Origin of the sequence: Streptomyces griseosporeus (assembly GCF_014656055.1) — a bacterium.
GTDB lineage: Bacteria > Actinomycetota > Actinomycetes > Streptomycetales > Streptomycetaceae > Streptomyces > Streptomyces griseosporeus.
Genome location: NZ_BNBR01000001.1, coordinates 2035650 through 2046116 on the forward strand (window position 1 = coordinate 2035650; position 10467 = coordinate 2046116).

General features: G+C 72.7%; 9 protein-coding genes. 3 read left to right on the plus strand and 6 right to left on the minus strand.

The genetic code is table 11. From position 1 onward, the window contains the following. Nucleotides 1-28 precede the first annotated feature (28 nt). Nucleotides 29-1258, plus strand: a complete 1230-nt coding sequence (locus IE308_RS08770; protein WP_190217262.1) for a trypsin-like serine peptidase — start codon at nucleotides 29-31, stop codon at nucleotides 1256-1258. Between the two features lie 94 nt (nucleotides 1259-1352). On the opposite strand, the gene hflX is transcribed toward IE308_RS08770, so the two are convergent. The 6 genes from hflX to miaA form a co-directional block, all read right to left on the minus strand. Next, the gene (gene hflX / locus IE308_RS08775) at nucleotides 1353-2846 is read right to left on the minus strand and encodes a GTPase HflX (RefSeq protein WP_190217263.1); all 1494 of its coding nucleotides are present in this window, start codon (nucleotides 2844-2846) and stop codon (nucleotides 1353-1355) included. A gap of 169 nt (nucleotides 2847-3015) precedes the next feature. Then, nucleotides 3016-4524, minus strand: a complete 1509-nt coding sequence (locus tag IE308_RS08780) for a M1 family metallopeptidase (RefSeq protein WP_190217264.1) — start codon at nucleotides 4522-4524, stop codon at nucleotides 3016-3018. A gap of 91 nt (nucleotides 4525-4615) precedes the next feature. After that, nucleotides 4616-6763 carry a RelA/SpoT family protein gene (locus tag IE308_RS08785; protein WP_190217265.1) on the minus strand — a complete coding sequence of 716 codons (2148 nt, stop codon included), beginning with the start codon at nucleotides 6761-6763 and terminating at the stop codon, nucleotides 4616-4618. 347 nt (nucleotides 6764-7110) lie between these two features. Continuing rightward, a complete protein-coding gene (gene dapF, locus IE308_RS08790; RefSeq protein ID WP_190217266.1) occupies nucleotides 7111-7980 on the minus strand; it encodes a diaminopimelate epimerase in 870 nt (289 codons plus the stop codon). Between the two features lie 121 nt (nucleotides 7981-8101). Continuing rightward, a complete protein-coding gene (locus IE308_RS08795; protein ID WP_190217420.1) occupies nucleotides 8102-8620 on the minus strand; it encodes a hypothetical protein in 519 nt (172 codons plus the stop codon). A gap of 108 nt (nucleotides 8621-8728) precedes the next feature. Then, nucleotides 8729-9667 (minus strand): tRNA (adenosine(37)-N6)-dimethylallyltransferase MiaA, encoded by a 939-nt coding sequence (gene miaA / locus IE308_RS08800; protein ID WP_110631568.1) that lies wholly within the window; start codon nucleotides 9665-9667, stop codon nucleotides 8729-8731. A 180-nt stretch (nucleotides 9668-9847) separates the two neighbouring features. Here miaA and IE308_RS08805 point away from each other — a divergent pair, with 180 nt between their 5' ends. Beyond that, nucleotides 9848-10087, plus strand: a complete 240-nt coding sequence (locus tag IE308_RS08805) for a hypothetical protein (RefSeq protein ID WP_110631565.1) — start codon at nucleotides 9848-9850, stop codon at nucleotides 10085-10087. Nucleotides 10088-10127: 40 nt separating this feature from the next. Next, the gene (locus tag IE308_RS08810) at nucleotides 10128-10412 is read left to right on the plus strand and encodes an antitoxin (RefSeq protein ID WP_110631562.1); all 285 of its coding nucleotides are present in this window, start codon (nucleotides 10128-10130) and stop codon (nucleotides 10410-10412) included. The last annotated feature ends 55 nt before the right edge of the window (nucleotides 10413-10467 follow it).

The following is a 10467-nucleotide window of genomic DNA, read 5'->3' on the forward strand; positions in this document are numbered from 1 at the left end:
TTCGTTCGTCCCAGGGGGAGTCACCAGCATGCGATCCACACGTCCGTCGTTCACCGCCCGCCGGGAGCGGGGCGCGCGCCGCGGGACCTCCTCCCGGCTGGCCGCCGTCGCCCTCGTCTCGGCGCTCGCGCTCACCGCGACCGCCTGCGAGTCGGGCGACGACACGAACGCGGACGGCCAGGCCTCCGCGTCCGCGTCCGCGGCGGGCGACGGGAAGATCCGGATCCCGGACGACATCAAGGACCGGCTCAAGGAGCACGGGATCGACCTCGACAAGTGGCGGAACGGCGCCTGGAAGAACTGGGACAGGGACGACTGGCTGCGCGAGGCCAAGGACTTCGTCAACCCGATCATCAAGGGCCTGTGGAACCCGGACCGGATGCGGGACGCCGACGACCCCGACCGCGGGGTCGACGACAGCGACCTCTCCGACGACCAGGGCGTGACCGACCCGGAGCCCGCGCCGGTGCGGGCGAAGGCCGTGCCGCCGAGCTACCACGCCAACGCCCCCGAGGCGGGCAAGGTGTTCTTCGACTCGCCCGAGGGCACGATGGTGTGCTCGGCAACCGTGGTGCAGGACCCCGCCCACCCGGGCAAGTCCAACCTGGTGTGGACGGCGGGCCACTGCGTGCACGCCGGCAAGAAGGGCGGCTGGTACCGCAACCTGGCGTTCGTGCCGTCGTACAACGACTCCGGCCTGTCGACGGAGAAGATCCAGAGTGCCACCAAGGAGCAGGTCGCGCCGTACGGCGTGTGGTGGGCGGACTGGGCGCAGACCTCGGACCAGTGGATCGAGCAGGGCGGCGCGAGCGGCGGTGACGGGGCGTCGTACGACTTCGCGGTGATCCATGTGACGCCGGAGGAGGGCAACGGCGGCAAGTCCCTGGAGGAGACGGTCGGTTCCGCCCTGCCGGTGGACTTCAAGGCCCCGGCCGTGGGGAAGATCCAGAACCTCACGGCGACGGGCTACCCGGCGGCACCGCCGTACGACGGGCAGACCCTGTACCGGTGCCAGGACAAGCCGGGCCGGCTCTCGCTCAACGCCTCCGACCCGACGATGTACCGGATCGGCTGCACCATGACCGGCGGTTCCTCGGGCGGCGGCTGGGTCGCCACGGGCGCGGACGGCAAGCCCGCACTGGTCTCCAACACCTCGATCGGCCCGGTGACTTCGGGCTGGCTGGCCGGTCCGCGGCTGGGTGAGGTCGCGAAGGGCGTGTACGACGCGGTGAGCAAGAAGTACGCGGCCGCCAACTGACGTCACCAACAGACGACGGCATGACGAAGGCCCGCCTCCTGCGCGAGACAGGGGGCGGGCCTTCGCTATGGCTGCCGGTGGGCCGGTCAGCGGGTCAGAGCGCGGCGGCCGGCACGTATGGTGCCAGGTCGGCCGCCAGCTCCTCGTGGACCCGCGCCTTGAGCAGGGTGCCCTCCGCCGTGTGCTCCGCGGAGATCACCTCGCCCTCATCGTGGGCACGCGCGACCAGCTTGCCGTGCGTGTACGGCACGAGCGCCTCGATCTCGACGGCCGGCCGCGGCAGCTCGTCGTCGATCAGGGCGAGCAGCTCGGCGATGCCCTGGCCGGTGCGGGCCGAGACGGCGATGGACCGCTTCTCGATCCGCAGCAGCCGCTGGAGCACCAGCGGGTCGGCCGCGTCCGCCTTGTTGACCACGACGATCTCGGGCACGTCGGTGGCGCCGACGTCCCGGATCACCTCGCGCACGGCGGCGAGCTGCTCCTCCGGGTTCGGGTGCGAGCCGTCCACCACGTGCAGGATCAGGTCGGACTCGCCGACCTCCTCCATGGTGGAGCGGAACGCCTCGACCAGGTGGTGGGGCAGGTGCCGGACGAAGCCGACGGTGTCGGCCAGCGTGTAGAGCCGGCCACCCGGGGTCTCGGCCCGGCGCACGGTCGGGTCCAGGGTCGCGAACAGGGCGTTCTCGACCAGCACGCCCGCGCCGGTGAGCCGGTTGAGCAGAGAGGACTTGCCCGCGTTGGTGTAGCCCGCGATGGCGACGGACGGCACGCGGTGGCGCTTGCGCTCCTTGCGCTTGATGTCGCGGCCCGTCTTCATCTCCGCGATCTCCCGGCGCATCTTCGCCATCTTCTCGCGGATCCGTCGCCGGTCCGTCTCGATCTTGGTCTCACCGGGGCCACGGGTGGCGAGGCCGCCGCCCTTGCCGCCGCCCATCTGCCGGGACAGCGACTGACCCCAGCCGCGCAGTCGCGGCAGCATGTACTGCATCTGCGCGAGCGCGACCTGCGCCTTGCCCTCGCGGGACTTCGCGTGCTGGGCGAAGATGTCGAGGATCAGGGCCGTACGGTCGATGACCTTGACCTTGACGACGTCCTCGAGGTGGATCAGCTGGCCCGGGCTCAGCTCACCGTCGCAGATGACGGTGTCCGCGCCCGACTCCAGGACGATGTCCCGCAGCTCGTCGGCTTTGCCGGAGCCGATGTAGGTCGCCGCGTCGGGCTTGTCCCGGCGCTGGATCACGCCGTCGAGCACGAGCGCGCCCGCGGTCTCCGCGAGGGCCGCCAGTTCCGCGAGGGAGTTCTCCGCGTCCTGCACGGTGCCCGAGGTCCACACACCGACGAGCACGACCCGCTCCAGGCGCAGCTGCCGGTACTCGACCTCGGTGACGTCCTGGAGTTCGGTGGAGAGGCCCGCGACGCGGCGCAGAGCCGCGCGCTCGGAGCGGTCGAGCTGGTCGCCGTCCCGCTCGCCGTCGATCTCGTGGCTCCAGGCGACGTCCTCTTCCATCAGGGCATCGGCCCGAAGGCCCTCGGGGTAGTCGTGCGCGAGACGCTTGGTGTCCTGGGAAGGGGAAGAAGAGGAGGTCATTGGGTCCTTACGTCGATGGGAATCCGTTGCCGGTGTTCATCTTGCACAACGCACGAGTACCCCGGGAGATTCCCGTACCCGGTACCCGGGGTGCCGAGTACCGCGGAGCCCGTGCCCGTGCCGCGCCGACCTCACGATGGTCGCACGGCACGGCCGTCCCGTCACCGCTTTATCCGCGGCCCCCGGCGGCCTTGGCGGGGGCGACGGACGTCCAGTCGGGGTGCCCCGGCATGGGCGGGGTCTTCTCGCCGTACAGCCAGGCCCGGAAGAAGCCGCTGAGGTCGCGGCCGGTGATGTCGGAGGCCAGCTCGGTGAAGTCGGCCGTGCCGGCGGTGTCGTCCTGGTGTTCGCGCAGCCAGACGCGTTCCAGGCGGGCGAAGGCGGACGCGCCGATCTCCTCGCGCAGGGCGTAGAGGACGAGCGCGGCACCGTCGTAGACGTTGGCGCGGAAGATGCCGATCTTCTGGCCGGGGACGGGCGCCTTCGGGGCGGCCGGGGGTCCGCCGGCGGCGCGCCAGCGGTCGGAGGCGGCGTACGCGGCCTTCATCCGGGCCTGCATCGGCCGGTCGCCGTGCTCCTCGGCGTACAGGGCCTCGTACCAGGTGGCGTGGCCCTCGTTCAGCCACACATCGGACCAGGTGCGCGGGGTGACGCTGTTGCCGAACCACTGGTGGGACAGTTCGTGGACCATGATCGAGTCGACGTACCACTCGGGGTAGGCGGGCTCGGTGAACAGGTCCTTCTCGAACAGGGAGAGCGTCTGGGTCTCCAGCTCGAAGCCGGTGTCGGCGCCGGCCATGAGCAGGCCGTACGTCTCGAACGGGTAGCGGCCGACCTTGCTCTCCAGCCAGGCGATCTGGTCGGGGGTCTTCTTCAGCCAGCGTTCGAGCCTCGCCGCGTCCGCCGCGGGCACGACGTCCCGCACCGGCAGTCCGTGCGGGCCGGCGCGGTGCAGGACGCGGGAGCGGCCGATGGAGACCTGGGCCAGCTCGGTGGCCATCGGGTGTTGGCTGCGGTAGGTCCAGGTGGTGGTGCGGCCCGCCCGCTCGGTTCCCGCCGGCAGACCGTTGGCGACGGCCGTGTAGCCGTCGGGGGCGGTGACGGTGATGGTGAACATCGCCTTGTCGGAGGGGTGGTCGTTGCAGGGGAAGACCAGGTGGGCGGCGTCGGCCTGGTTGGCCATGGCGAGGCCGTCGGCGGTGCGGATCCAGCCGCTGTCCCGGTCGGTCGCCGGGGTGGGGTCGCTGGTGTGCCGCACGGTGACGCGGGTCCAGCTGCCCCGGTCGAGCGGCCGGGCCGGGGTGACCACGAGATCTTCGCCGACGGCGGCGAAGGAGGCCGGTTCGCCGTCGACCTCGACGGACTCGACGTCGCCGTACGCGAAGTCGAGGTTGATCCGCTCCAGGGGCGCGGTGGTCCAGGCGTCGATGGTGGTGACCGCCTTCAGCGGCTCGGTGTTCCTGCCGCTGTAGGTGAAGGACAGGTCGTACGACGCCACGTCGTAGCCGGGGTTGCCGAGGTACGGGAAGAGGCGGTCGCCGACGCCCAGCGCGGCCGGTGGCGCGCTCGCGGCGACGAGGCAGACGGAGACGGCGGAGGCGACGAGCGCCGCCGCCGCTCGGCGGGCGCCCTGGACGCGCCGGGACGGGGCACGAGAGTCACGCGGGGTGAGCAGCATGCACCACCGCTACCAGCGCCCCGGCCCCGTCCGGCGGCGACGCGCGCCCGCCCCACCCGAACGGGTTGCGCACGCGCGCGTGGGCGCCTTCTCAGAGGCTCGGGGTGTGGTGCTGGGCCCGGCTCACGTCGTAGACGCCGGGGACGTTGCGCATGGCGCGCATGAGGGCGGGGAGGTGGGCGGCGTCAGGGAGCTGGAGGGTGTAGGTGTGGCGTACGCGCTGCTGGCTGGGGGGTTCGACGGTCGCGGAGACGATCTCGGCGCCCTCCAGGGCGATGGCCTCGGTCAGGTCGGCCAGCAGATGGGGGCGGCCGAACGATTCGGCGACCAGCGTGACCCGGCACTCGGTGGCGTCCCCCCAGCGCACGCCGACCTCCGCGCGCCCCGCCTCCTTCATCCGTGCCACGGCGGCGCACTGCACGCGGTGCACGGTGACCGCGCCGCCGCGTACGGCGAAGCCGGTGACCTCGTCGGGCGGTACGGGCGTACAGCAGCCGGCGAGCCGGACGGTGGCCCCGGGGCGGTCCACCACGGCGTTGGCGCCGGGCCGGGCGGTGGGTGGCTGTGGCTCGGCGGAGGGGTGGGGGGCCGTCTGTCCGGACGCCCGGGCCGTGTCCGCGGTCGCGGGGGTGTCCTGTGCCGGCCCTTGCTGAGGCGCGGGAGCCGGGTGGGTGGCCAGCCACCGCTGGATGGCGATGCGCGCGGCGGGGGTGTGGGCGTGGTCCAGCCACTCGCGGGACGGCTCGGCGGCCGGGTCCTGGCCCATGAGCAGCTCGACGGTGTCGCCGTCGCGCAGCACGGTGCTGAGCGTGGCCAGCCGGCCGTTGACGCGGGCGCCGAGGCAGGCGTGGGCGTCCTCGCCGTACTGCGCGTACGCGGCGTCGACGCAGGTGGCGCCCTCGGGCAGGCCGAGCGCGCCGCCGTCGGGCCGGAAGACGGTGATCTCGCGGTCCTGGGCGAGGTCCTCGCGCAGGGTGGACCAGAAGGTGTCGGGGTCGGGCGCGGCCTGCTGCCACTGCAGGAGGCGGGAGAGCCAGCCGGGGCGGGTGGGGTCGGCGCGCTCGCCGTCGGCCGGGTCGTCGGGCGCGGGCGCGTAGGGGTTGCCGAGGGCGACGACGCCTGCCTCGGCGACCTTGTGCATCTGGTGGGTGCGGATGAGGACTTCGGCGATCTGGCCGTCCTCACGGGCGAGCGCGGTGTGCAGCGACTGGTACAGGTTGAACTTGGGGACGGCGATGAAGTCCTTGAACTCCGAGACGACGGGCGTCATGCAGGTGTGCAGCTCGCCGAGGACGGCGTAGCAGTCGGCGTCCTCGTTCACCAGCACCAGCAGCCGGCCGAAGTCGGCGCCGCGCAGCTGTCCGCGTTTGCGGGCGACGCGGTGGACGGAGACGAAGTGCCGGAGCCGGATGACGACTTCGGCGGGGATGTCGGCCTCGCGCAGCACGGTGCGCATCTCGTCGGCGAACTCGGCGAGCGGGTCGTCGGCGCGGGAGGCGTTCTCGACGATCAGTTCGCGGGTGTGCTCGTACTCCTCGGGGTGCAGGATCGCGAAGACGAGGTCTTCGAGTTCGGTCTTGAGGGCCTGCACGCCGAGCCGTTCGGCGAGCGGGATGAGGACGTCCCGGGTGACCTTAGCGATGCGGGCCTGTTTCTCGGGGCGCATGACGCCGAGGGTGCGCATGTTGTGCAGCCGGTCGGCGAGTTTGATCGACATGACGCGGACGTCGTTGCCGGTGGCGACGAGCATCTTGCGGAAGGTCTCGGGCTCGGCCGCGGCGCCGTAGTCGACCTTCTCCAGCTTGGTGACGCCGTCGACGAGGAAGCGCACCTCCTCGCCGAACTGCTCGCCGACCTGATCGAGCGTCACCTCCGTGTCTTCCACGGTGTCGTGGAGCAGGGAGGCCGTCAACGTCGTGGTCTCCGCGCCGAGTTCGGCGAGGATCAGGGTGACCGCGAGGGGGTGGGTGATGTACGGCTCGCCGCTCTTGCGCATCTGGCCGCGGTGCGAGGACTCGGCCAGCAGGTAGGCGCGGCGCAGGGGTTCGAGGTCGGCGTCGGGGTGGTGGGCGCGGTGGGCGTCCACGACGTGGCTGATGGCGTCCGGCAACCGGTCGCGCGCGGCGGGGCCCAGGAGCGCGGCCCGGCCGAGGCGGCGCAGATCGATCCGGGCCCGCCAGCGTGCTGTGGGCCCGGTGACCGGACCCGGGGTGGCAGGGTTCGTGGCCTCCGCACTCATGAGCACCTCCGGCTGCGTGGACCGGCGGACGGGGTGCCCCATGGCGGACACGGCTCAGGGGATGGCGACATTCCCCCGTCCGAGCCGGTGCTTGATGCTACCGAGCCCATCACGCGCGGCTGACCGCCTCTCGCCGAGCGTGAAACGGATCACCCATTCGAGCGAAGGGGAGGGGGTTTGCGGTTTGGGCGCGACCGCCACGCGAGGGGTTTTTCCCCCGGCGTCCCCGAGGGGGTTTTCCTCCGGCGTCCCCGAGGGGGTTTTCCTCCGGCGTCCCCGAGGGGGTTTTCCTCCGGCGTCGCCGAGAGGTCCTTCAGACAGCCCCCTGTGACGGAGGCCCCCGTGTCTCAGCGGACGGCCCCGGCCAGCCACTCCGCGTCGATCTCGCCCTCGGCGACGATCACGGCGGGGCCGGTCATCTCGATCTGGCCGTCGGGCAGCTCGGTGATCACCAGACGGCCGCCGGGGACGTCCACGGTGTACGTCGCCGGGGTGCCGGTGGCGGCGGGGTCGACGCCGTCGCGGCGGGCGGCGGCCACGGCGACCGCGCAGGCGCCGGTGCCGCAGGAGCGGGTCTCGCCGGAGCCGCGCTCGTGGACGCGCATCGCGACGTGGGCGGGGCCGCGGTCGACGACGAACTCGACGTTGACGCCGTCCGGGTAGACGGATGCGGGGCTGAACGGCGGGGCGTCGTACAGGGTTCCGGCGTGCGCGAGGTCGTCGACGAAGGCGACGGCGTGCGGGTTGCCCATGTTCACGTTCCGGGCGGGCCAGCTGCGCTCGCCGACGCTGACGGTGACCTCGCCCTCGGGGAAGGCGGCCCGGCCCATGCCGACGGTGACGTCGCCGTCCTTGGCGAGGTGCACGGTCTTCACGCCGCCGCGGGTGGCGACGGTGAGGTCGCCCTCGGTGGCGTGCCCGGCGTGCTGGAGGTAGCGGGCGAAGACGCGCACGCCGTTGCCGCACATCTCGGCGACGGAGCCGTCGCCGTTGCGGTAGTCCATGAACCACTCCGCCTCGGCCGCCATGTGCCGCGCCTCGGGGTGGGCGGCGGACCGCACGACGTGCAGCAGGCCGTCGCCGCCGATGCCCGCGCGGCGGTCGCACAGGGCGGCGACGGCGGCGGGGGGCAGGTCGATGGCGTTCTCGGGGTCCGGGACGATCACGAAGTCGTTCTCGGTGCCGTGGCCCTTGAGGAAGGCGATGCGCGTGCTCACCCCTCGATCGTACGGGAGCCGTCCGGCGGGGGTGCCGTGGGAGGCGGTGCGCGGTCCGGCGGGGGACGGTGGTGCCGGGCGCGCAGTCCCCCGCTCCCCTGAGGGGGCTGGGCTGCGTCTCTCAGCGGAGTCTGGCCACGCGCCACACCGCGAGGACGGCCACCACGGCCACCATCACGACGTAGGCGAGGACGACCCGCCAGTCCGGGCGGCGGCCCGAGCCGCGGGGCGGGAGGCCCGGCAGGGAGTAGCCGACGCGGCGGGCGGCCATCATGCCCCAGCCGGCGGCGCACGAGCAGATCAGCAGGCCCAGCATGGCGATCACGGCGCCGCTGTCGCCGAAGTCGAAGGCGAGCGGGAAGGCGAACATCAGGGAGCCGCTGGCGGCCAGCGCCACGATGGGGGCGAGCTGCCAGATGCGCAGCCGGCGCTGCGGGCGCAGCTCGACCTCGACCTCGGGGCCGGAGGCGAACATCTCCTCCGGCTCGGGGCCGTCGGCGGTCATCCCGCCCTCGGTCTCGTCGAGCCCGTCCGGGCTCAGCGGACCTCCGTCCGGCTCCGGTGCACCGCTGTCCTCGCTGATGCGTTCGGCAGTGACGGGTTCGGTGTCTTGTGCGGTGTCGCGAGGGCCGGCCTCCATCGCCACGCGCCCTCCCAACTCGGACTCCACTTGGTCGATCGAAGCTCGATGATGGCACGGCGCCGGAGGCCCGGATGACGGGCTGGGCGTCCCGATGCCATGACGTGATCAGGCTGTAACCGGTCGTTCGATCAACGCCAGCGCAAGCCGCGGAAGTTCCGCCAGATCCTCCGCGGCCCCACTCAACCAGTGCACCCGCGGATCGCGCCTGAACCATGAATCCTGACGGCGCGCGAAGCGTTTGGTGGCACGGACGGTCTCCTCTCGCGCCTCGTCGAGGGTGCACTCCCCGGCGAGCGCCGCGAGCACCTGCTGGTAGCCGAGCGCGCGCGACGCCGTACGCCCCTCGCGCAACCCACGCGCCTCCAGTGCGCGCACCTCCTCGACGAGGCCGGCCTCCCACATGCGGTCTACGCGGCGCGTGATGCGCTCGTCCAGCTCGGGGCGGGCCACGTCGACGCCGATCTGGACGGTGTCGTAGACGGAGTCGTGCCCGGGCAGGTTGGCGGTGAAGGGCTTGCCGGTGATCTCGATCACTTCGAGGGCCCGGACGATACGGCGGCCGTTGCTGGGCAGGATCGCGCGGGCGGCCTCGGGGTCCGCGGCGGCCAGCCGGGCGTGCAGGGCACCGGAGCCGCGCAGCGCCAGCTCCTCCTCCAGCCGGGCCCGCACCTGCGGGTCGGTGCCGGGGAACTCCAGGTTGTCCACGGCCCCGCGGACGTACAGGCCGGAGCCGCCGACGAGGATCGGCCATCGCCCCTCGGCGAGCAGGGCGTCGATGCGGGCGCGGGCGAGGCGCTGGTACTCGGCGACGGACGCCGTGACGGTCACGTCCCAGATGTCGAGCAGGTGGTGCGGGACGCCGCCGCGCTCCTCGGGCGTCAGCTTGGCGGTGCCGATGTCCATCCCTCGGTACAGCTGCATGGAGTCGGCGTTGACGACCTCGCCGCCGAGCCGCTGGGCCAGGAAGACGCCGAGGTCGGACTTTCCGGCGGCGGTGGGGCCGACGACGGCGATGACGCGGGGGGCGGGGGCTGCGCTGCTCACCGCACCAGTCTCGCAAACCTCACGGTGTGCCCTCGAACGAGTTACGTGACGCGACCGGAGCCGGGTCGTTGCCCGTTCGGGATTCCGCCGCCGGTGCGTGAGGCACGGCGGTCCCGGGCGCAACAGGACGCGCACGGGAGGGGCGGGATGTCGCCCGCACGAGTACCGTATGGAGTTGAAATGGGCGTTTTCGCGAAACTTTTCCGGAGGCCGCAGGCGACGGAGGAGACGCCGGCCGCCGAGCAACCGGCCGGTTCCCCCGAGGAGGGTGCGCAGCCGGACGGCACGGAAGGCGCCGCGCAGGCGCCGGACGAGGCGGGGAAGGGGGCCGAGGCGGCTCAGGAGGCCACGGAGATCCCCCAGCAGCAGTCCGCCGAGAAGGCGGCCGACAGCCAGACCGGTGAGGGCGCCCGCAGCTGACGGCCCGCCGGCCGGAGCCCAGGAAGAGGGAAGGTGACCCATGGGTCTGTTCGACAATCTGAAGGCCAGGCTCGCCCCGGCCAAGGACACGGCCAAGGAGAAGGTCTCGGGCCTCGCGCAGCAGCACGGGGACAAGATCACCCACGGTCTGGACAAGGCCGCGAAGGTCGTCGACGAGAAGACCAAGGGCAAGTACAGCGGCAGGATCCAGACGGGCACCGGCAAGGCGAAGGGCGCCATGGACCGGCTCGCGCACAAGAGCGGGCCGGGAGCGGGCGACGACACCTTCACACCGCCGGAGGGTCCTCCTCCCCCGGCCTCCTGAGGACCGGGCCGAGGACACCTCGGCACACGGCACACGGATCGGCGGACGGCCGCGC

Bases quoted from the DNA above. Each gene is read 5' to 3' on its own strand.
- IE308_RS08770 (WP_190217262.1), top strand. From the start codon at position 29: ATGCGATCCACACGTCCGTCGTTCACCGCCCGCCGGGAGCGGGGCGCG.
- hflX (WP_190217263.1), bottom strand. From the start codon at position 2,846: ATGACCTCCTCTTCTTCCCCTTCCCAGGACACCAAGCGTCTCGCGCAC.
- IE308_RS08780 (WP_190217264.1), bottom strand. From the start codon at position 4,524: ATGCTGCTCACCCCGCGTGACTCTCGTGCCCCGTCCCGGCGCGTCCAG.
- IE308_RS08785 (WP_190217265.1), bottom strand. From the start codon at position 6,763: ATGAGTGCGGAGGCCACGAACCCTGCCACCCCGGGTCCGGTCACCGGG.
- IE308_RS08795 (WP_190217420.1), bottom strand. From the start codon at position 8,620: ATGGAGGCCGGCCCTCGCGACACCGCACAAGACACCGAACCCGTCACT.
- IE308_RS08805 (WP_110631565.1), top strand. From the start codon at position 9,848: ATGGGCGTTTTCGCGAAACTTTTCCGGAGGCCGCAGGCGACGGAGGAG.
- IE308_RS08810 (WP_110631562.1), top strand. From the start codon at position 10,128: ATGGGTCTGTTCGACAATCTGAAGGCCAGGCTCGCCCCGGCCAAGGAC.